18 protein-coding genes and 1 pseudogene are annotated in these 21466 nt (G+C 71.8%); 5 read left to right on the plus strand and 14 right to left on the minus strand.

Translation table 11 applies throughout. The features are described from left to right. Nucleotide 1 precedes the first annotated feature (1 nt). From DKT68_RS20115 to DKT68_RS20150, 8 genes are all read right to left on the minus strand, one after another. Nucleotides 2-1363, minus strand: coding sequence for an ABC transporter permease (locus DKT68_RS20115; RefSeq protein WP_109818949.1), 1362 nt, complete (start codon nt 1361-1363; stop codon nt 2-4). Nucleotides 1364-1439: 76 nt separating this feature from the next. Then, the gene (locus tag DKT68_RS20120; RefSeq protein WP_109818950.1) at nt 1440-3047 is read right to left on the minus strand and encodes an ABC transporter ATP-binding protein; all 1608 of its coding nucleotides are present in this window, start codon (nt 3045-3047) and stop codon (nt 1440-1442) included. A 193-nt stretch (nt 3048-3240) separates the two neighbouring features. Continuing rightward, complete coding sequence (locus tag DKT68_RS20125; protein WP_109818951.1) at nt 3241-4308, minus strand: BMP family lipoprotein; 1068 nt, start codon at nt 4306-4308, stop codon at nt 3241-3243. Nucleotides 4309-4585: 277 nt separating this feature from the next. Next, entirely contained in the window at nt 4586-4927 is a 342-nt protein-coding gene (locus DKT68_RS20130) for a hypothetical protein (protein ID WP_109818966.1), read from the minus strand. Nucleotides 4928-5006: 79 nt separating this feature from the next. Further along, a complete protein-coding gene (locus DKT68_RS20135) occupies nt 5007-6821 on the minus strand; it encodes a glycoside hydrolase family 13 protein (RefSeq protein WP_109818952.1) in 1815 nt (604 codons plus the stop codon). After that, the gene (locus DKT68_RS20140; RefSeq protein ID WP_236646992.1) at nt 6818-7633 is read right to left on the minus strand and encodes a sugar ABC transporter permease; all 816 of its coding nucleotides are present in this window, start codon (nt 7631-7633) and stop codon (nt 6818-6820) included. Before DKT68_RS20140 ends, DKT68_RS20135 begins: the two co-directional genes overlap by 4 nt. Before the next feature lie 116 nt (nt 7634-7749). Beyond that, the gene (locus tag DKT68_RS20145; RefSeq protein ID WP_109818954.1) at nt 7750-9372 is read right to left on the minus strand and encodes an ABC transporter permease subunit; all 1623 of its coding nucleotides are present in this window, start codon (nt 9370-9372) and stop codon (nt 7750-7752) included. Beyond that, on the minus strand, nt 9372-10619 hold the full coding sequence (locus tag DKT68_RS20150; RefSeq protein ID WP_109818955.1) for a sugar ABC transporter substrate-binding protein: 1248 nt from the start codon (nt 10617-10619) through the stop codon (nt 9372-9374). Before DKT68_RS20150 ends, DKT68_RS20145 begins: the two co-directional genes overlap by 1 nt. A 199-nt stretch (nt 10620-10818) precedes the next feature. On the opposite strand from DKT68_RS20150, the gene DKT68_RS20155 reads away from it, so the two are divergent. The 3 genes from DKT68_RS20155 to DKT68_RS20165 all read left to right on the plus strand — a co-directional run bounded on the left by DKT68_RS20155 (nt 10819) and on the right by DKT68_RS20165 (nt 14303). Then, on the plus strand, nt 10819-11883 hold the full coding sequence (locus DKT68_RS20155; protein ID WP_109818956.1) for a LacI family DNA-binding transcriptional regulator: 1065 nt from the start codon (nt 10819-10821) through the stop codon (nt 11881-11883). Between the two features lie 205 nt (nt 11884-12088). Beyond that, the gene (locus DKT68_RS20160) at nt 12089-13726 is read left to right on the plus strand and encodes a glycoside hydrolase family 13 protein (RefSeq protein ID WP_109818957.1); all 1638 of its coding nucleotides are present in this window, start codon (nt 12089-12091) and stop codon (nt 13724-13726) included. Between the two features lie 205 nt (nt 13727-13931). Further along, nucleotides 13932-14303, plus strand: coding sequence for a VOC family protein (locus DKT68_RS20165; protein ID WP_109818967.1), 372 nt, complete (start codon nt 13932-13934; stop codon nt 14301-14303). Between the two features lie 38 nt (nt 14304-14341). Here the strand turns inward: DKT68_RS20165 and DKT68_RS20170 are convergent, their stop codons facing one another. The 6 genes and pseudogenes from DKT68_RS20170 to DKT68_RS20195 form a co-directional block, all read right to left on the minus strand. Beyond that, entirely contained in the window at nt 14342-14779 is a 438-nt protein-coding gene (locus DKT68_RS20170; protein WP_109818958.1) for a hypothetical protein, read from the minus strand. A 70-nt stretch (nt 14780-14849) separates the two neighbouring features. Continuing rightward, nucleotides 14850-15218, minus strand: a complete 369-nt coding sequence (locus tag DKT68_RS20175; RefSeq protein WP_407940770.1) for a GntR family transcriptional regulator — start codon at nt 15216-15218, stop codon at nt 14850-14852. 17 nt (nt 15219-15235) lie between these two features. Then, on the minus strand, nt 15236-16159 hold the full coding sequence (locus DKT68_RS20180; protein WP_109818959.1) for a YihY/virulence factor BrkB family protein: 924 nt from the start codon (nt 16157-16159) through the stop codon (nt 15236-15238). Between the two features lie 75 nt (nt 16160-16234). Then, nucleotides 16235-16804, minus strand: a complete 570-nt coding sequence (locus DKT68_RS20185) for a 2'-5' RNA ligase family protein (RefSeq protein WP_236646991.1) — start codon at nt 16802-16804, stop codon at nt 16235-16237. 25 nt (nt 16805-16829) lie between these two features. Then, complete coding sequence (trpS, locus tag DKT68_RS20190) at nt 16830-17855, minus strand: tryptophan--tRNA ligase (RefSeq protein ID WP_109818961.1); 1026 nt, start codon at nt 17853-17855, stop codon at nt 16830-16832. A 195-nt stretch (nt 17856-18050) separates the two neighbouring features. Then, nucleotides 18051-19034, minus strand: a pseudogene (locus DKT68_RS20195) (hemolysin family protein); the annotation flags it as partial. 193 nt (nt 19035-19227) lie between these two features. On the opposite strand from DKT68_RS20195, the gene galE reads away from it, so the two are divergent. Together galE and galK are read left to right on the plus strand one after the other, a co-directional pair. Next, the gene (gene galE / locus DKT68_RS20200; RefSeq protein ID WP_109818963.1) at nt 19228-20211 is read left to right on the plus strand and encodes a UDP-glucose 4-epimerase GalE; all 984 of its coding nucleotides are present in this window, start codon (nt 19228-19230) and stop codon (nt 20209-20211) included. Beyond that, nucleotides 20208-21377, plus strand: a complete 1170-nt coding sequence (galK, locus tag DKT68_RS20205) for a galactokinase (protein WP_109818964.1) — start codon at nt 20208-20210, stop codon at nt 21375-21377. The genes galE and galK overlap by 4 nt, the downstream gene beginning before the upstream one ends. The last annotated feature ends 89 nt before the right edge of the window (nt 21378-21466 follow it).

A 21466-nucleotide genomic window follows, 5' to 3' on the forward strand; every position in this document is an offset into this window, starting at 1 on the left:
GTTACCAGCCCTTCGCCAGGCTCGTCTGCAACCGGGCGGCCCGTGCGGCCCGGAGCTGGAAGATCGCTTTCACCAGGGCGGGTGCGGCGATGAAGATGACGATCAGCGCCTGGAGCACGGTCACCAGCTCCAGGGAGATCCCCGAGTACGACTGCATCCGGTTGCCGCCGGCCTGAAGCGCCCCGAACAGCAGCGCCGCCAGCAGCACCCCCCAGGGCTTCACCCGGCCGAGCAGCGCCACGAGGATGCCGTCGAAGCCGATCTGCGCGACCACCAGCGGGGTCAACGCGCTGGCGGTGGAGCCGAGGACCATGTTCGAGCCGCCGAGGCCGGCCAGGATCCCGGAGAAGACCATGATCAGGGTGTACGTCCGGGTGACGCTGATGCCGGCGGTGCGGGCGGCGTCCGGGTTGGCGCCGACGGCGCGCAGCTCGAAGCCGAGCGTGGAGCGGTTGAGCAGCCAGGCGACCGCCCAGGTGGCCAGCACGGCGAGCAGGATGCCGGCGTGCACCCGCAGGTTGTCGCCGAGGAGTCGGGGCAGCTGGGCGGAGGTGTCCACGGCCTTGCTGATCGCGTCGGTACGGGTCGGGTCCTGCACCCCGTTCTGCACGATGAGCCAGGTCAGGAAGTACGTGGCGATGTAGTTGAGCATGATCGTGTTGATCACCTCGTGCGCGCCGGTGCGGGCCTTGAGGATGCCGGGGATGAAGCCCCAGACCGCCCCGCCCAGGGCGCCGGCCAGCACCGCCACCAGCAGGTGCAGGCCGGGCGGCAGCGGCAGCAGGAAGCCGGCCAGCGCGGCCAGGATCACGCCGATGGTGGCCTGGCCCTGCGCGCCGATGTTGAACAGGCCGCCGCGGAAGGCCAGCGCCACCGCCAGGCCGGTGAAGACCAGCGGCGCCGTGTAGGTGAGCGTCTCGGAGATCGGCGCGAGCACCGCCTGCCAGCCGTTGTCGCCGTTCACCCAGCCGGAGAACGCCTCCGGGTCGAAGATCGAGCCCTTGAACAGGTTCGCGTACGCCTCGCTCACCAGCGTCCAGCTGGCGCTGAACGCGTCCGACGGACGGGCGGTGATGTACGAGAAGGTGGAGAGCACCTCCGGATCAGAAATGATCATCAGCACCGCGCCGACCACGATCGCGAGCACCAGCGACAGCAGGGTCACCGTGAAGGTGTTGGCCGCCCAGAGGTTGTCCAGGAACAGCCGGCCGAGGGTCGGCGTCGGCTTCGACTCCGGGGCCGACCGGCCCGGCCCGGTCGTCGGCTCGGCCTGTTCGGTGTTGCCGAGAGCGGTCTGCGCGGCCTGCGCCTCGCTCGCCGGTTCCTTGTCCGGCGAGCCGGACTGCGCGTTGGGGTCACTCATGCCGTCACTCCGCTTCGCTGCGTGACGCCATGAGGCACCAACGCCCTGTAACGATGATTCGCTCGCCGACGCTCGCTCATGCCTCGTCCTCGCTGGCGGGGCGTGCGTCGCTCGCCGGGCCCCCGTCGGTGGCCGTGCCGTCGGTCGGCGCGGCAACCGCACCACGCTCGGGAGCCGCGTCCGGGCTGATGCCCGCCATCAGCAGGCCGATCTCCTCGCGGGGGGTGTCCGGGCCGACGATGCCGATGATCCGACCCCGGTACATCACCGCGATCCGGTCGGCCAGCCCGATCACCTCGTCGAGCTCGCTGGAGACCACCATGACGGCGGTGCCGATGTCCCGCTCACGGATGATCCGGCTGTGGATGAACTCGATCGACCCGACGTCGACGCCGCGGGTCGGCTGGGCGGCGATGAAGAGCTTGAGCGGCCGGGACAGCTCCCGGGCCACGATCACCTTCTGCTGGTTGCCGCCGGAGAGGGTGCCCACCGGCGCGTCGGCCGACGAGGTGCGGACGTCGAACTGCTCGATCCGCTCCTTCGCGGACGCCGCGATCGCGTCCGGCTTGATCGCGAGCCCAGCGCCGAACGGCGGCCGGTCGTAGATGTCCAGCACGAGGTTCTCCGCGACGCTGAACTCCTTGACCAGGCCGTCCACGCTGCGGTCCTCGGGCACGTAGCCGACACCGGCGCGGAGCACCTTCTTGGTGGTCCAGCCGTCGATGCGGTCGCCGGCCAGGCTGACCGTGCCGGCGAGCACCGGGCGCAGGCCCATGATCGCCTCAATCAGCTCGGTCTGGCCGTTGCCCTGCACGCCCGCCACGCCGAGCACCTCGCCCGCGCGCACGGTCAGGTCCACGCCGTCGACCGCCCGGACCTGCCGGTCGTCGTCGACGACCAGCCCGGCCACCTCCAGCATCGGCTCGCGCGGCGTGGCCGGGGACTTCTCCACGGTGAGCCGGACGCTCCGCCCGACCATTAGCGCGGCCAGCTCGTCCCGGCTGGCCTCCGGGGAGGCGGTGCCGACGGTCTTTCCGCGCCGGATCACGGTGATCCGGTCGGCGATCGCCTTGACCTCGCCGAGCTTGTGGGTGATGAAGACGATCGACTTGCCGGCGGCCTTCAGCGACCGCATGACCGTCAGCAGTTCCTCGGTCTCCTGCGGGGTGAGCACCGCGGTCGGCTCGTCCAGGATGAGCAGGTCGACGTCGCGGGTGAGCGCCTTGACGATCTCGACCCGCTGCTGGATGCCGACCGGCAGGTCCTCGATCACGGCGTCCGGGTCGACCCGCAGGTTGTACCGCTCGGACACCTCGGCGACCTCGCGCCGGGCCCGCCGCCGGTCCAGGAAACCGGCGATGCCGCCCCGGACCTGCTCGGCGCCGAGCATGATGTTCTCGGCCACGGTGAAGACGGGCACCAGCATGAAGTGCTGGTGCACCATGCCGATCCCGGCCGCGATCGCGTCGGAGGGGCCCCTCAGCTTCAGCGGCTTGCCGTCGACCAGGATCTCGCCCTCGTCGGGCTGGTAGAGCCCGTAGAGCACGTTCATCAGGGTCGACTTGCCCGCGCCGTTCTCGCCGAGCAGGGCGTGGATCTCTCCAGGCTCCACCGTCAGATCGATGTGGTCGTTGGCGACCAGATCACCGAATCGCTTGGTGATGCCGCGCAGTTCGAGTCTCAGCGCAACCTCCTGGAGTGCGAGCGATGGTGCAGCGTAGCTGCTGGTGACCCGGCCGGACCGGCCCGGTCACCGAGGCGCGCGATCGGCCGCCCCGGCTCCACGGATGGTCACCCGCGGCGCCGGAGCGGCCGGATCGGTCGTACCTGTCTCCCGCCGGCCCCCCGATGATCTCACCGGAGGGTTCGGCCGGGCGTCACTTGGTCGGCTGGGCCTTCGAGGTGACGGTGATGGTGCCAGCGGAGATGTCCGCCTTGATCTTGTCGACCTCGGCCTTGAGCTCGGCCGGAACCTTGCTCTCGAAGTCGTGGTACGGGGCGATCGAGACGCCGTTGTTGGCCAGCGTGCCGACGAAGCCCGGGTTGGCCTGCAGCTTCTCGCCACCGGCGGCCTTGAGCACGGCCTCCTTGACGGCCTCGGGGATGTTCTTGACCACGGTGGTCACGATCGCCGAGCAGTCCGGGGTGCTCTCGCAGCCGTCCACGTCCACCCAGATGGTGTTGTACTTGCCGCCCGAGGCCTTCGCCGCCGACGTGGTGCCGAGGCCGGAGCCGCCGGCGACCGGCATGATGATGTCCGCGCCCTGGGCGACCAGCGCGTCGGAGACCTTCTTGCCCTCGTCCTGCTTGGCGAAGTCATTGGTGAAGGAGCCCTTCTGGGTCTCCTTGTTCCAGCCCAGCGCCTGGACGTTCTTCTTCTTGGTGGTGTTGTAGTACGCCACGCCGTCGACGAAGCCGTCCATGAAGATGGTCACCGGCGGGATCGGCAGGCCACCGTAGGTGCCCACCTTGCCGCTCTTGGAGAGCCCGGCGGCCAGGTAACCGGCCTGGAAGGCGGCCTGGGCGGTGTCGAACTGCATCGGGTAGACGTTGGCGTCACCCGGGTTGGCGTCGACGATGCCGAACACCTGGTTCGGGTTCGCCTTGGCGATCTTCGAGGTGGCGTTCTGCATCAGACCACCGACCGCCAGAATGAAGTTGCACTTCTGGTTGACGTACTGCGTCAGGTTCGGCTCGTAGTCGGCCTCGGCCTTCGACGCGACGTACTTGATGTCGATGTTGTCGTTGGCGGCCTTGGCCTCCTGCAGGCCCTTCCAGGCGGAGGTGTTGAACGACTTGTCGTCGATGCCGCCGACGTCGGTAACCATGCAGGCGCTGAACTTCTTGGCGCCACTGCCGGCGTTGTTGTCATCCTCGGGGGCCTCGCCACACGCGGCGGCGCTGAGCACGAGCCCACCCACCGCGAAGATCGAGGCGATCCGCATCCCACGCACCGAGCGCAAGACGTCTCCTTCCCATTGCACACCGCGCCTAGTGCGGTGGCAGCCCATCAGCCGACCTGCGGTGTGCCGCCGGCTGTCCCACGTTACGGACGGGAGCGTACGCCCGCGCCCACCCACCGGCCGACAATCGTGCACGACTGTTGAGCGCCTGTTACCCGCGTGTAACCCTTGCGTGGGGCAACTCACTCTTCGTGCTGGTAACCGACGACCCGAGGCGTCGTGAACGTCCGTTTTTCCGGGGCGGGCCCCTCCTCGGACGTTACCGCCAAAAGACCGCGACCGCCGCGTTGACCAGGGTCAGGCCGACGATCGCGAGGAAGTGGCCGCGGTTGACCACGTCCCGCTTCCGGGAGAAGAAGACCATGACGAAGATCAGCAGCGCGAGCACCAGCTTCGTCACAAGTTTCGCCGGCGCCGGCTCGTCGCCGTCGCGCAGCGGCGCGGCGAGGCCCAGCCCGGTCAGCAGACCGATCACCGAGCCCCACAGCATCGCGGGGTTGATGCGCAGCCGGCCGCTGACGTACTGGGCGATCGAGCCGCCGAGCAGCAGGGCGAACCCGATGAGATGGACATAGAGGAGGATCAGTCGGAGTGCTTCCACGCCGCCCATCCTCCCCTATCAACGACAGTTTGTAGTAGGGGGTGGCGCGGTCGGCGCGTCATGCCCGGCGCGACAGCGGTCACCACAGCCGCCAGACCTGGAAGGTGGGACCGTCGCCGGGCAGGGTCAGCACGCCGTCCGGGCCGGGTCGCAGCGCCGGGGCGCCGCCGTACACGTTCTCCCCCGCCGGCAGGCCGGCCAGCCGCACCGGCACGCCGGCCGCCCGCCGGGCCAGCACCAGCACCGTGCCGGTCGGCGCCTCGCGCAGGAAGACGAGCGTGTCCGGGTCGTGGTGCAGCCGGCGCAGGCCGCCGTGCCGCAGCGCCGGCTCGGCGTGGCGCAGCGATATCAACGCCCGGTACGCGGCGAGGGTGCGGGCGTCCCAGCTCCGCGGGCGGTGCCACGGCATCGGGGTACGCGAGGACTCCCCGTTAGTGCCGGTAAGGCCGAGTTCGTCCCCGGCGAAGATCATCGGGATGCCCGGCATGGTGGCGAGCAGGCCGGCGGCGACCTCCTGCCGGGCGGCGTCGCCGACCACCGTCCGGACCCGGGCCGAGTCGTGCGAGCCGAGCAGTTGCCAGGAGTGCGTGTACGCGCGCCAGGAGACCAGCGACCGGTAGGCGTCCATGGTCGCGAGCACCGCGTCGGCGTCCCGCCGTGGCACCCCGCCGGGGGTGCCGAGGAAGTTCGGCGCCGGTTGGTCGCCGTGCCGCAGCCAGGACCAGACCGGGTCGGTGAAGCCGACGTAGTTCATGGTGCCGTGCCAGCCGTCGCGGTCCAGGTCGCCGGTGTGGTCGTGCCCGTGCTCGGCCATCAGCAGGCCGTCCGGCCGGTCCTGGGCGACCACCGCACGCAGCAGCGCCGCCACCTCGTGGGTGTACGCGTCGGCGCCCCGCCGGCCGGTCATGTTCGCCACGTCCACCCGCCACCCGTCCAGCCGGTACGGCGGGCGAAGCCAGCGGCGCAGCACCGCGTCGTCCGCAGTGGCGAAACGGCGGCGCAGCTCGGCGCTCCCCCAGTTGAGCTTCGGCAGCGACTTCACCCCGTTCCAGGACTCGTAGTCCCCGGTGATCTCGTCGAAGTAGTACATCTCCCGCTCGGGGGCCCGCACGTCGGACGAGGCGGCGGTGAACCAGTCGTGCGCGTCGCCGGTGTGGTTGCTGGTGATGTCGCCGAGCAGCCGCCAGCCGCGGGCCCGTACCGCGTCGGCGAGCCGTGCCAGCGCGGCGTCCCCGCCGAGCAGCGGATCGACCCGGTCGAAGCTGGCCGCGTCGTAGCGGTGGTTGGAGCGAGCCGGGAAGATCGGTGTCAGGTAGACGGTGTTCACCCCGAGCCGGTCCAGGTGGTCCAGCCGTTCGACGATGCCGTCCAGGTCGCCGCCGTAGAGCTGGTACGGCGTCTCCGGGCCACGCCCGATCACCGGGGTGTCCCAGTCGCACGGGATCGCCCAGTTCGGCAGCGGTCGGCTGCCCGCGCCGGCCGAGCGGGCGAACCGGTCCGGGAAGATCTGGTAGATCACCGCGTCCCGCGCCCAGGCCGGTGGCGGTGCGTGGGTGACCAGCTTGAAGTCCCCGTGGTCGGGCACGTCGTGGTCGACCAGCCCGGCGGCGGTCAGCCATCGAGGACTGCGCCGCCCGGAGAGCAGGAACCGGTAGTTGCTCACCGGGTTACGGGCCGGCACCTCGGCCCGCCACCAGACGTCCCCGCCCTCGACCCGGTCCACGGTGGCCTCCCGGAAACGGGGCTCACCGTCGCCGGTGGTGCGTACGTGGACCTGGTCGACGTCAGCTCCGACCGGCGTCCGGACGAAGACGTCGACCTTCTCCCCCAGCGTCGGCTCCTGCTGCGGGACGTAGGTGGCGGATCCGTCGTGGTGCGGCTGCGCCGTGCTCATCCCTTGACCGCGCCGGCGGTCAGCCCGGAGACGATGTAGCGCTGGAGGAGTTGGAACACCAGCACGGTGGGGATCGCGGTGAGCAGGGTGCCGGCGGCGAAGATGCCGAAGTTGTTGTTGCGCTCGTTGCCCTGCAACAGGCCGTACATGCCGACCGCGAGGGTCTTCGAGTCGCTGCTGGTGAGGAACACGTTGGCCATCAGGAACTCGTTGATGGTGCCGATGAACGCCAGCAGCCCGGTCACCGCCAGGATCGGCGCCACCAGCGGCAGCATGATGCGGAAGAAGACCTGGGCGTGCGAGGCCCCGTCCATCGTCGCCGACTCGTCCAGCTCCCGGGGCAGGGTGTCGAAGAAGCCCTTCATCAGCCAGGTGTTCACGCCGAGCGCGCCACCCATGTAGAGCAGCAGCAGCCCCCAGGGGGTGTTGAAGCCGATCGACGGCCACAGGTCGGTGATCGTGCCGAAGATCAGGTAGATCGCCACGATCGCCAGGAACTGCGGAAACATCTGGATCAACAGCAGCGAGAGCAGCCCCACCCGGCGGCCGCGGAACCGCATCCGGGAGAAGGCGTACGCGGCCAGCGCGGAGAGGAACACCGACGCGAACGAGGCCACCCCGGCGATCAGCAGCGAGTTGAGGAACCACCGCTCGAAGGCGGTCCGCTCGAACAGCCCGCCGAAGTTGCCGAGCGACACCCCGCCGGTCGGCACCAGCTCGGTGGTGGAGAGCGTGCCGAGCGGGTTGAGCGCGGCGGAGAGCACGAACACGATCGGGAAGAGGCTGAACAGCACGGCGAGCACGGCGACCAGGTGCCGCCAGCCGACCTGGGCGAACCAGCGGTTGCGCCGCCGGCCGGTGACGTTGCGGTTGGTCGCGGGCGGGCGGCCCGCCGTGTCGCCGGTCCGCGCGGCCCCGGTGAGCGTGGTCACGAGTACACCTCCTCCTGCTTGCGGGTCCGCCGGAAGCTGACCGTGGAGACCACCGCGACGATGGCGAAGATGAACAGCGAGATGGCGGCGGCGAAGCCGAACTCCGCGCCCTGTCCGCCGAAGGCCAGCCGGTAGGTGTACGTGATCAGCAGGTCGGTGGCGCCGTTCGTCGGGTTGTCGGCCGGGAACGGCGCGCCCTCGGTGGTCAGGTAGATCGCGTTGAAGTTGTTGAAGTTGTACGCGAACGACGAGATCAGCAGCGGGGAGAGAGCGACCAGCAGCAGCGGCAGGGTGACCGCGCGGAAGGACTGCCAGGGCGAGGCCCCGTCGACCGAGGTCGCCTCGGTCAGCTCGCGCGGGATGGCCTGCAACGCGCCGGTCGCCACCAGGAACATGTACGGGTAGCCGAGCCAGAGCTGCACCAGGATGACCGCGAAACGCGCCGTCCACGGCTGCCCGAACCAGTCCACGTCCAGCCCGAAGAGGTTGTTGATCAGGCCGAAGTCGGCGTTGAACATGTCACGCCACGCCAGCAGCATCGCGAACGACGGCATGGCGTACGGCAGGACCAGCAGCAAGCGGTAGAGGTTGGTGCCGCGCATCCGGGGCGAGTGCAGCACGAGCGCGATCAGCATGCCGAGCAGGAACGTGCCGCCGGTGGAGCCGATGGCGAAGGCGAAGTTCCAGATCAGGGTGCCGAGGAACGGCCCGGAGATGGTCTCGTCGGTCAGCACCCGGGTGAAGTTGCTCAGCCCGACGTTGACCTTCCAGCCCTGGGTGAGCCGCTCGCCGTCGGCGGCGACGAACGCGCCCACCTCGTCGTTGGCGGTCCAGGTCTGCCCCGTCCCGGTGTCTCGGACACAGTCGCAGCCAACCTCGTACGCCCGCACCGCCTTGCCCTCGTAGGCGCGGGACAGGCCGCTGGAGCGCAGGGCGCCGCCGGCGGTGGGCACCACCAGGTCGGTGATCTCCTTGCTGCGGGCGCTGGCCTGGCCGAAGTTCAGCACCGTGTAGCCGTCGGCGGCGGTGACCTTGCCGCCCGGGGCGACCGTGACGTCGGCGGCGTCGAGCCGCCGCAGCCCGTCGGTGTCACCGGCGGACACCGTGCCGGTGGCGGGGTCGGTGACCAGGAAGACCAGCGGTCCGGTGGACGGGTCACCCTTGGTGGCGATCGACAGGGCGTACTCGGCGGAGCCGGGCACCTGGGTGACCGAGGAGGACTGGATCGCGACGATCGCCTCGTCCTTGCTGCCCCGGTGCCCGTCGCCGAAGTTGGTGAAGGCGGTGCTGGCCGTGTACAGCACCGGGAAGACCTGGAAGGCGATCAGGAACAGGGTGCCCGGGACCAGGTACTTGGCCGGGATGTGCCGGCGGGTGAGGTAGAGGTAGAACAGTGCGGCGGTGGTCGCCGCCAGCAGGGCCAGGCCGGCCCACTTCCGGCCGTCGATGAGCGGGAAGGCCGCCCAGACCGCGACACCGGCGGTCAGGCCGAGCAGGAGCACCTTGCCGGCGAGGCCGGTCAGGGTGATCGGCGCGTGGTCACGCGCGGCACGGGAGCCGACGGGCCCCCGGCCCGGGGCCTGCGTGGCAGACCCCGGGCCGGACAGCGGCGTACTCATTACTTGATCTGGCCGGAGATGGTCTTGCCGGCGGCGGTGATGGTGCTGGTCGGGTCGGCGCCCCCGATGACGGCGGCCTCGGCCTTGCCGAACGGGTCCCAGATCGCGGCCATGGCCGGGATGGCCGGGAGCACCTGGCCGTTCCTGCCGGCCTCCTGGAACTTGGCGAGGTCCGGGTCACTGCCCTTGACCTGGTCGAGAGCGGCGGTCAGCGCCGGCGGCCGGGGCTCGGCGTTGTACAGCGCGACAGCCAGCTCGGGGGTCGTGGTGTAGTTGGCCACGAACTCCTGGGCCAGCGCCTTGTTCTTGCCCTTCGCGGCGACGTAGAACGCCTGCACACCCACGAACGGCTGGGCCTCCTTGCCGCCTGCGAAGCCGGGGATGGCGGAGATGTCGTACCTGATGGAGGCCTTCTTGACGTCGGCCACCGCCCACGGGCCGGAGATTAGGTAGGCGCACTTCTTGCCGGTGAAGGTGGCGATCGAGTTGGTGTCCGAGATGGAGCGCTTGAGCACGCCCGCGCCCTTCTCGCCCAGCGCGCCGATCTTCTTGAACGCCTCGACCGACGCGGGCTTGCCCACGCCGAGGTCCTTCGGGTCGTAGTCGCCGTTGGCGCCGGTGCCGAAGAGGTAGCCGCCGGCCGAGGTGTACAGCGGGTAGATGTGGTACGCGTCGCCGTTCTGGCCGACCTGGAGGCAGAGCGTCTCGGTGGCCTTCTTCGACGCCTTGAGCTGCTTGCCGGTGGCGACCAGGTCCTCAATGGTCTTCGGCGCCTCGGGGGCCAGCTCGGTGTTGCGGATCAGCGCCAGGTTCTCCTGCGCGTACGGCACGCCGTAGAGCTGTCCGTTGAAGGTGACCGCCTTGATGGCGGTCTCGTTGAAGCCGCTCTTCTGCTCGGCCGACAGCTGCACGGGGTCGATGGCGCCGTTCTGGACCAGGTTGCCGATCCAGTCGTGCGCGCCGACCACCACGTCGGGGCCGCTGCCCTGCTGCGACGCGGTGACGAAGTTGGTCTGCAGGTCCTTGCTGACGGCCTGGACCTCGACGGTGACGCCGTTCTCCTGGCCGAACTTCTCGGCGAACGGCTTCAGGGCGGCGGTCCGCTTGTCGTCCGCCCAGATCACCAGTTTGCCGCCGGCGGCCTTGGGGGACTCCTTCGCGGCCGGCTCGTCGCTGTCGCCACCACAGCCGGAGGCGGCGAGCGCCAGGGCGAAGAGGGCGACCACACCCGCGGTACGGATGCGCATCGGTACTCCTGTCGTCATGGCGGGTCCGCCGGGGGAAGGGTGGCCCGCCAGTGGGAAGCTCTGGAAGTTCTTGCCAACCGGCGCATCGATGCTGCGCCGCTGCTCTCGCATGTTGCGGGGACGTTAGCAAGAGGTTGCAGATAATGGAAGGGCTTGCAGAGCGCCCCGCAAGAACTTGCCGGTGGGCTAAAGTGCCGCCATGCGCGCTCGACTGTCCGACATCGCCCAGCAGGCCGAAGTCAGCGAGGCCACGGTGTCGCGGGTGCTCAACGACCGCCCCGGCGTGGCCGCGGAGACCCGGCAGGCCGTCCTCACCGCCCTCGACGTGCTCGGCTACGAGCGCCCCGCCCGGCTGCGCAAGCGCAGCGCCGGGCTGGTCGGCCTGGTGGTGCCGGAGCTGGACAACCCGATCTTCCCCGCCTTCGCCCAGGTCATCGAGTCGACGCTGGCGCAGAGCGGGTTCACCCCGGTGCTCTGCACCCAGACCGCCGGCGGCGTCACCGAGGACGAGTACGTCGAGATGCTGCTCGACCGGCAGGTCTCCGGGATCGTCTTCGTCTCCGGCCTGCACGCCGACACCGCCGCCAACCACGACCGCTACCGGGCACTGCTCGCCCGGCCGCTGCCCGTCGTGATGATCAACGGGTACGTGCCCGGCATCGGCGCGCCCTTCGTCTCCTGCGACGACCGGGAGGCCGCCGAGCTGGCGGTGGCCCACCTGGTCGCGCTCGGCCACCGCCGGATCGGCCTGATCACCGGCCCGGACCGGTTCGTTCCGGTCCAGCGCAAGGTCGCCGGCTGGCGCTCCGCGATGACCCGCCTGGCCGGCGTCGCCGAGGCCGACCTGGGCCCCCTGGCCGAGCTGTCGCTGTTCGGTGTGGAGGGTGGCGAGGCCGCGGCCGGCAGGCTGCTGGACCGGGGGGTGACCGGCATGGTGTGCGGCTCGGACCTGATGGCGCTCGGCGCGATCCGGGCCGCCCGCCAGCGCGGGCTGACCGTTCCCGGCGACCTCTCCGTGGTCGGCTACGACGACTCGCCGCTGATGGCCTTCACCGACCCGCCCCTGACCACCATGCGGCAGCCCGTGATCGCGATGGCGGTGGCCGCCGTCCGGGCCCTGGTCGACGAGATCAACGGGCACGGCGCACCGCACTCGGAGTACCTGTTCCGCCCCGAGCTGGTCGTGCGCGGCTCCACCGCGGTCGCGCCGGCCGGGTCGAACCGGCGCCGGCCGGGCTCGTCGGCGCTGGCCGTCTCCGCCTGAACGCCGCCGCAACCGACGTCACGAGCGCGGGCGCACCGTCGCTCGCCGCCAACTGCGACAGCAAGGGCGGTCATACCTTGCGCAAGAACTGCTTGACTCTTGCAGCGCCCGGCCGGCATATTGCTCAGACACCCGCGCGGGCCACCGGGCGCACCGCGCCGGGTGCCACCGCACCGGGCCCGAGACAGACGGGGAACGCCGACCGATGACCGCCAGCACCGCCACTCCGCCCCGCCCCGCCGACGACGACTGGTGGCGCTCCGCGGTCGTCTACCAGGTCTACGTCCGCAGCTTCGCCGACAGCGACGGCGACGGCACGGGCGACCTCCAGGGCATCCGGCAGCGCCTGCCGTACCTGCGCGACCTCGGGGTGGACGCGCTCTGGCTGACCCCCTTCTACACCTCCCCCATGGTCGACGGCGGGTACGACGTCGCCGACTACCGGGACGTCGACCCGATGTTCGGCACCCTCGCCGACTTCGACGCGATGATCACCGACGCACACACCCTCGGCCTGCGGATCATCGTCGACCTGGTGCCCAACCACACCTCCAGCGCGCACCGCTGGTTCACCGCCGCCCTCGCGGCCGGCCCCGGCTCGCCGGAGCGGGCCCGCTACCTCTTCGCCGAGGGCCGGGGCGCGCACGGCGAGCAGCCGCCGAACGACTGGGAGAGCATCTTCGGTGGTCCAGCCTGGACCCGGGTCGCGGACGGCGAGTGGTACCTGCACCTGTTCGACCCGGCCCAGCCGGACCTGAACTGGCGCCACCCCGAGGTCCGCGCCGAGTTCGAGGACGTGCTGCGGTTCTGGCTCGACCGGGGAGTGGACGGCTTCCGGATCGACGTGGCCCACGGCATGATCAAGGCCGAGGGGCTGCCGGACGTCGGCTTCAGCACCACGACCACCGGCCAGCGCCAGGTCGAGCTGCTGGGCAAGGGCCGGCTGCCCTACTTCGACCAGGACGAGGTGCACGAGATCTACCGCGCCTGGCGGCCCATCCTGGACAGCTACCCCGGTGGCCGGATGGCGGTCGCCGAGGCGTGGGCCGAGACCCCGCAGCGGCTGGCCCGCTACATCGGCCCGGACGAGCTGCACCAGGCCTTCAGCTTCGACTTCCTCGACGCCACCTGGTCGGCCGACTCGTTCCGCAAGGTGATCGACACCGCGCTGGCCGAGTCGACCGTGGTCGGTGCGCCCACCACCTGGGTGCTGTCCAACCACGACAAGCAGCGGCACGTCACCCGCTACGGCGACGGCGACGAGGGCCTGCGCCGCGCCCGCGCCGCCAGCCTGCTGATGCTCGCCCTGCCCGGCTGCGCCTACCTCTACCAGGGCGAGGAGCTGGGCCTGCCCGAGGTGCTCGACCTGCCCGACGAGCTGCGCCAGGACCCGGCGTTCCTGCGCACCGGCGAGAGTCGGGACGGCTGCCGGGTGCCCATCCCGTGGAGCGGCGAGCTTGCCCCGTACGGCTTCGGCCCGGCCGGCAGCGAGCTGAGCTGGCTGCCCGCGCCGGCGACCTGGCGGGCCCTGTCGGTCACCGCGCAGACCGGCGTGCCCGGCTCGACGCTCGAGCTGTACCGGGCCGCGCTGCGGATCCGGCACACGCACCCGGCGCTGGGCGTCGACGCCGGTGGCGTGACCTGGCTGGAGAGCGGGCCGGGCGTGCTCGCCTTCTCCCGCACCGCCGGCCCGAGCGTGCTGACCTGCGTGGTCAACCTCAGCGGCGCACCGGTCCTGATCGAGGGGTACGGCGAACCGCTCGTCGCCAGCGAGGCGCTCACCGGGCAGGACGCCGGCCACCTGCTGCCGGTCGACGCGGCAGCCTGGTTGGAACGGCGCTGAGCGGGTAACCCCTCAGCGACCTGGTCGTCCGTCGTGCCCCGCGCCAACGGGCGACTGGGCTACCGGCCCCTTGTGGTGGGGGGTGAGGTGCACCGGCGCCACGTGGAGTCCGCTCCGCGCGGCGCCGGTGTCCGTCCGCGCCGAGGTGTACTCCGTCGCTGGCGCGGGTACCGCACAGGCCATCCGCGCAGTGGAGGTGACCCCCATGGTCGTACGGATGGCCCAGTGCACGGTCGACGTCGAGGACGTGGACCTGATGGTCGCGTTCTGGTCGGCGGCCCTCGGCTACGAGATCGAGCAGGGCGACGACGGCAGCGCCAAGCTCTGGCCGCCGGGCCAGCCGTCCGCCATGGCGCCCACCGTCTGGTTGCAGGGCTCCGGCACGACCAAGCGGGGCAAGAACCGGTTGCACCTCGACCTGGTCGCCGACGGTGACCCGCAGGCCGAGGTACGGCGGCTGATCGGGCTCGGCGCCCGGCACGTCGACGTGGGACAGAGCGGGACCGAGCAGTTCACGGTGCTCGCCGACCCCGAGGGCAACGAGTTCTGTGTGCTGGACGCCGCACCCACCCGCTGACCGCACCGGCATCGTGGGCTCCCCTCCGCCGGCGCCGCTCACTTCGCGGTGAGCAGCGCCGCGATCCGGGTGAAGCCGGCGCGTACCTCGGCCTCGTCCGGCGGCTCCGAGGGCTCGCCGTGGCCCGCCTCGTCCGCCGCGGCGTCCAACTCCTCGTCGATCACGTCCTCGAAGTCGCCGTACAGGTCCGCCCCCTCGACCTTGCTGGCCTCATCCTCGGCGGCGACCTGCGCGGCGGCGATCTCGCTGCGGATCTCGTCGGCCGACAGCGCCGGCAGCAGCGGCTCCACCACGGCCATCAGCTGCTCGTCGGCCACCACCGCCTCAGCCAGCGCCAACGCGTGCGGCCGCTCGTACGGCCCGCAGACCACCGGCTCCCAGTCGTCAAGGTCGCCGAGCGGCCCGAAGGTGATGATCCACGGCAGGCCGAGCATCGGCGAGTCGGCCGGCAGGTCCAGTGTCATGAGTGCGCCCACCGGCTCATTCTGGTCCGCCAACGCGAGCGCGGATGCCGTTCTTCTCAGTTACCGCCCGATCAGGGGCCGGTCAGCCGGGGCGGGCGGCGTCCAGGGCGGCGCGGACCAGGGCGAGCGCGGTGGCGGGCGGCACACCGAGCCGGGCCGCCTCGGCCGCGTAGCCGACCGCCGCCCGGTGCAGCCGGTCGACGGCGTCGTCCCGGCCGGGGGCGACGAAGGTGCCGTTGCGCCCCCGGGTCTCCAGCAGCCCCGCCGCCTCCAGCTCCCGGTACGCCCGGGCCACCGTGTTCGCCGCCAGCCGCAGGTCGGCGGCGAGCTGCCGGACGGTGGGCAGACGGCTGCCCACCGGCAACCGGCCGTCGCCGACCAGCTCGGCGAGCTGCCCGCGCACCTGCTCGTAGGGCGGCACCGACGAGTCCGGGTCGACCGAGATCAGCACCTGCACATCTTCCGCCATCAGCCCGCGCCGCCCGGTGTGCCGGGGTCGGTGTCCTCGTCGAGTTTCGCCGGCGGCGCGCCCTCCGCCAGGTCCACCACCCGCCCGCGCGGGCTGGTCGCGAGGAGCGCCGCCCCGAACAGCACGAGCTGGTTGAGCAGATAGAGGTAGAGCAGCAGGCCGACGGCGCCAGCCACCACGGTGTACGCCGGGTTCCGCTCGGTACGCACGACGTAGTACCGCCCGACCGTGTTGAGCAGCGTGATGCCGATGGCGACCAGCACCACCACCGGGCGCAGCCGGGACCGGCTCATCCGCAGCCGGGGCACCGCGAGCAGCAGCGCGGTGGCGAGCACCCCGTTGATGAGCACGCTGAGCACGGCGCTGATCGTGGTGAGCCCGACCGAGCCGGTGCTGCGCAGCAGGAAGCGCAGCAGCGACTCCAGCGCGTCCACCGCCGCCACCGAGACGCCCAGCAGCACGAAGACGCCGATCATCACGCCCAGGTCGACCAGCCGCCGGATCACCAGGTTGCCGGGCTGCTGGTTGAGCCGGTACATCAACCGCTGCGACGAGCGGATCGCCTCCACCCAGCCGATCCCGGTGAACACCAGGATGACGAGGCCGACCACGCCGACCGTGCCGCTGGAGTTGGAAATCTGCTCCGCGTCCAGGAACGGCAGGTTCTCCTTCAGGAACCCGGCCGCCGCCTCGCTCACCTCGTCGTTGTCCTCGAGGATCGCGCCGAAGATGGAGTACGCGACCAGCGCGAGGGCGAACACCGCGAAGAAGCCGTAGTAGGCGATCGCCGCCGCCAGCCGCCCGGCCAGCACCTCGGCGTAGAGCGCACCGGCCCGCCACACGTGGTCGAAGAGCCCCGACCGGCAGCGCGCGGCGCTCACCCAGCGGTCGATGCCCGCCTCGATCCGGCCGATCACGTTCACGCGGTCATCCTCGCCGATCTCCCGCCGCCGTGGTGGCAACCGGCTTCCGATGCTCGCCGAGCGGCGCGTCGCCGGTCAGCGGCCGAGGCGGAAATCCCGACGCGGCTGCCACCGGGCCTCCCCGCTGTGCGAGAACAGCGTGAACGCCTCGACCTCGAACATCGCGGAGAAGTCGGCCAGATCCTCGTACGCCTTGTCCAGCGCCTCCGGCGCGACGTCCTGCGCCACGGTGACGTGCGGATGGTACGGGAAGCGCGTCTGGCGGTGCAGGCCCGGCGTCGCCGCGATGGCGGCCGCCAACAGTTCGCACTCGCTGATCCCGGCGGCGACCGCGACGAACACCACCTGGGTCACCGGACGGAACGTGCCGGTGCCCCGCAGGTGCAGCGCGAACGGCAGGTGCGCGGCGGCGACGCTGGCGAGGTGCCGCTCGACGGCCGGCAGGATGGCCGTCGGGATCTCGGTGGGCCCGAGCAGCGTCACGTGCGCGGGCACGGCCAGCGGGTCACCGGCCTCGACCCGCCGCCGGGTGAGCTGGGACCCCCACGGCTCGGGGATGTCCACCGCGATGCCGATCTGGATGGTGTCACCGGTCGGCGGCACCCCACCACTGCGATCCACGCTCCGCGCCGCCCCTTCGGCCACCGAACCGCCCACCTGTCCCGCGGCGCTATTCGCCGCGCACCGGCGGGAAGAACCCGACCCGCTCGTACGCGGACCGCAGCGTCGCCCCGGCCACCGCCCGGGCCTTCTCCGCACCGGCGGCGAGCAGCTTGTCCAGCTGGGCCGGGTCGTCGAGGTAGGTGCTGGTGCGTTGCTGGATCGGGCGGACGAACTCCGCGACCACCTCGGCCAGCTCCTTCTTGAGGTCGCCGTAGCCCCGCCCGGCGTACGCGGCCACCAGCTCGTCGATGCCGCGCCCGCTGAGGGCCGAGTGGATGGTCAGCAGGTTGGACACGCCCGGCTTGGTCTCGGCGTCGAAGACGATCTCCCGGCCGGTGTCGGTCACCGCCGAGCGGATCTTCTTCGCCGAGCGGGCCGGGTCCTCCAGCAGGTCGATGATGCCGGCCGGCGAGGACGACGACTTGGACATCTTCGCGGTCGGGTCCTGCAGGTCGGTGATCTTCGCGGTGTCCTTGACGATGTGCGGCGCGGGCACCGTGAACGTCGGCCCGAACAGCGAGTTGAACCGCTGGGCCAGATCCCGGGAGAGCTCCAGGTGCTGACGCTGGTCCTCGCCGACGGGCACGGCGTTGGCCTGGTAGAGCAGGATGTCGGCGGCCTGCAGGATCGGGTAGGTGAACAGGCCGACGCTGGCCCGCTCGTTGCCCTGCTTCTGCGACTTGTCCTTGAACTGCGTCATCCGGCTGGCCTCGCCGAAGCCGGTGACGCAGCCGAGCACCCAGGCCAGCTGCGGGTGCTCGGGCACCTGCGACTGCACGAAGAGGGTGCTGCGCTCCGGGTCGAGCCCGACCGCGAAGAGCTGGGCGGCGGCCACCCGGGTTCGCTGGCGCAGGAGCGCCGGGTCGTGCCCCGCCGTGATGGCGTGCAGGTCCACCACGCAGTAGAACGCGTCATGGGTTTCCTGCAGGGCCACCCAGTGCCGCACCGCGCCCAGGTAGTTGCCGAGGTGGAACGAGTCGGCCGTCGGCTGGATGCCGGAGAAGACGCGGGGGCGGGCGGGAACGTCGGACATGGCGATAATTCTGTCAGCAAGCAACGCGGTCCGTCATGACGGGCCGGCGGGTCGGCCGCGGCCCGCCGGTGTCGGGGCGTTGACCTCGTGCGGTTCCGCCGCGCCGACACGGCGGGACGGCGCGACGGCGGCCCCGGGCGGCAGCCCGGCGACGGCCTCCCGCGCCGGTTCGGTACCAGCCTCCGGCGTCTGCCCCGCGCCGGCATCGCGGCGTTGCTCCGGCACCCGCACGGCGGAGACGGCGAGTCGGGCCACCCGGCGTCCGTCGAGCGCCAGCACCCGCAGCAACCAACCGCCGGGCGGGTCGGCCGGATCGGGTACGTCGGCCTCGGCCGGCTCGCCCGGCACCGGTACCTCGTCGCCGGCCACCGGCAGCCGGCCCAGCGCGGCCATCACGAAACCGGCGACCGTCTCGTACGGCCCGGCCGGCAGCACCACGCCGGTCCGCTCGGCGAAGTCGGCCAGGTTGAGCCGGCCGTCGACCACAGCGGGAAGGCCGGCGTGCACCGGGTCCGGCACGACGTCGTACTCGTCGTGGATCTCGCCGATCAGCTCCTCGATCAGGTCTTCCAGCGTGACGATCCCGGCGGTGCCGCCGTACTCGTCGACCACCACCGCCAGGTGTTGGCCCTCCCGGCGCATCTCGGTCAGCGCGGGCAGCACCCGCTTGCTGCCGGGCAGCCGCTTCACCTCACGGGCGAGCTCGCCGACGGTGGCGCACGGGTCGGCGTCCGGGCGCATCAGCACGTCACGCAGGTGCACGAAGCCGACCACGTCGTCGTGGGTGCCGTCGGTGACCGGGTAGCGGGTGTGCGTCTCGGCGCGGACCAGCCGGGCGGCCTCGGCGATGGTCAGCCGGGCGGGCAGGAAGACCACCTCGGTGCGGGGCATCATCACCTCGCGGACCAGGCTGGCGCCGGCCACCAGGACCTCGTCGATGATGCGCCGCTCATCCGGGTCGAGCAGGGTGTTCGCCGCGACCAGGTCGCGCAGCTCGGCCTCGGAGATGCGTTCCCGGCCGGCCGCCGGACCGGTGCCGAGCAGGTCGGTGACGAGGCGGGTAGCGCCGTCGGCGGCGCGGACCAGCACCCGGGCGACGGCCCGGGCGAGCGGGCCGGGGTCGCGGCGAGGTCGCCCCCGCGCGCGTCGCCGAAGCCCGGTACGGGCCACTTCCCGCATGACAGAGATGGTAGACACCGCGGGCCCGCCGCACCGGGGATCGCGCACGGCCGGGCAGATGTTCGGCTCTGTTTAATCGTGAGAGATTATGATGGAATGGGGTTGGCGGCGTGATCGGCCGGGGTACCGCCCGCCGCCGTAGGGTGATCACCGGAAGGCCCCGTCCCGGGCGGGCCAGGCAGGAGGCAACGACGTGAAACTGCTCGTCACCGGGGGCGCCGGCTTCATCGGCAGCGTGGTGACCCGGATGCTGCTCGACGCGGGCCACGAGGTGGTCGTCCTGGACGACCTGCGCACCGGCCACCGCGAGGCGCTCGCACCGGACGCGACGCACGTCGAGGCGTCCATCCACGACGCCGCCCGGGTCATCACGCCCGACGCCGGCTTCGACGGCGTGCTGCACTTCGCCGCCCTGATCGCCGCCGGCGAGTCGATGGTCAAGCCCGAGCTGTACTGGCAGACCAACACCGTCGGCACGCTCGCCCTGATCGACGCGGTCCGGGCCGCCGGGGTGCCGCGCATGGTCTTCTCCTCCACCGCCGCCGTCTACGGCAACCCCGCCGAGCTGCCGATCCCGGAGACCGCGGTCAAGGCGCCCACCAACACGTACGGCGCCACCAAGCTCGCCGTCGACATGGCGCTCACCTCCGAGGCGATCGCGCACGGGCTGGCCGCCGTGTCGCTGCGCTACTTCAACGTGGCCGGCGCGCACCTCGCCGGCGACGTCGTGCTCGGCGAACGGCACGACCCGGAGACCCACCTGATCCCGATCGCGCTGGAGGTCGCCGCAGGCAGGCGGGAGAAGCTCCAGCTCTTCGGCGACGACTACCCCACGCTGGACGGCACCTGCGTCCGGGACTACATCCACGTCGCCGACCTGGCCCGGGCCCACCTGCTGGCGCTGGACGCCGCCACCGCCGGCCAGCACCGGATCTACAACCTGGGCAACGGCAACGGCTTCACCAACCGGCAGGTGGTCGACGTGGTCCGCGAGGTCACCGGGCACCCGCTGCCGGTCGAGGTGGCGCCCCGCCGCGAGGGCGACCCGGCCGAACTGGTCGCCTCCTCCGCGCTGGCCCGTGACGAGCTGGGCTGGGTGCCGCAGAAGCCGACCCTGCACGACATGGTCGGGGACGCCTGGGCCTTCTACCGCACGCAGATCCTGGGGAAGTCATGACCCACGCCACCGGTGACGTCGCCGAGCGGGCCGCCGCCGGCTTCACCTCCCAGTACGGCGACCGCGCCGCCGGCCGCTGGGCGGCTCCCGGGCGCGTGAACCTGATCGGCGAACACACCGACTACAACGACGGGTTCGTGCTGCCCTTCGCGCTGCCACTGCGCACCGTCGTCGCCGCCGACCGGCAGGATGGCGACCGCTGGACGGTCTGGTCCGAGCTCTCCGACGAGACGATCAGCTTCGGCGCGGACGACATCGCCGAGCCGGGCCGGGTCACCGGCTGGGGCGCGTACGTCGCGGGGGTCGTCTGGGCCCTGCGCGAGGCCGGCCACCCGGTGCCGGGCGCCCGGCTGGCCATCGCCTCCGACGTGCCGCTGGGCTCCGGGCTCTCCTCCTCGGCGGCGCTGGAGTCGGCCGTGCTCGCCGCGCTGCTCGACCTGGGCGGGCTGGAGTTGCCCGCCGAGCGGCAGCCCCGGTTGGCGCAGCGGGCCGAGAACGTCTACGTCGGCGCGCCGACCGGGATCATGGATCAGTCGGCGGTGATCCGCTGCCGTTCCGGGCACGCCCTCTTCCTCGACTGCCGCGACGAGTCCGTCGAGCACATCCCGTTCGACCTGGACGCCGCCGGGCTGGCCGTGCTGGTCATCGACAGCCGGGCGCCGCACCGGCACGCCGACGGCGAGTACGCCGCCCGCCGCCGGTCCTGCGAGGCCGCGGCCAAGACGCTCGGCGTCCCCGCCCTGCGCGACGTTGCCGTCGACCAGCTCGACACCGCGCTGGCCCGGCTCGACGACGAGGAGACCCGGCGGCGGGTCCGGCACGTGGTCACCGAGGACCAGCGCGTGCTGGACACGGTGGCGCTGCTGCGCGCCGGCCGGGTCCGGGACATCGGCCCGCTCCTCACCGCCTCGCACGTCTCGATGCGCGACGACTTCGAGATCACCGTGCCCGAGATCGACACGGCGGTGGAGGCCTCGCTGGAGGCCGGCGCGCTGGGCGCCCGGATGACCGGCGGAGGCTTCGGCGGCTGTGTCCTCGCCCTGGTGGAGGCGGACCGGGTCGACGCCGTCGCCGCCGCCGTGACCGCCGCGTACGCCGAGCGTGGCTTCACCGCACCCGGCACCGTCCCGGTCCTCCCCGCCCCCGGCGCCACCCGCCTGGACTGACTGTGAGGCTGGCCGGGTTGGCCCGGAGGTGATGGGCTGATGGTCGGCAGTAGTGGACGTGACTCTTGGCCTGACTGGCTTTGTGCCTT

It is taken from the genome of Micromonospora acroterricola (genome assembly GCF_003172955.1).
GTDB lineage: Bacteria > Actinomycetota > Actinomycetes > Mycobacteriales > Micromonosporaceae > Micromonospora > Micromonospora acroterricola.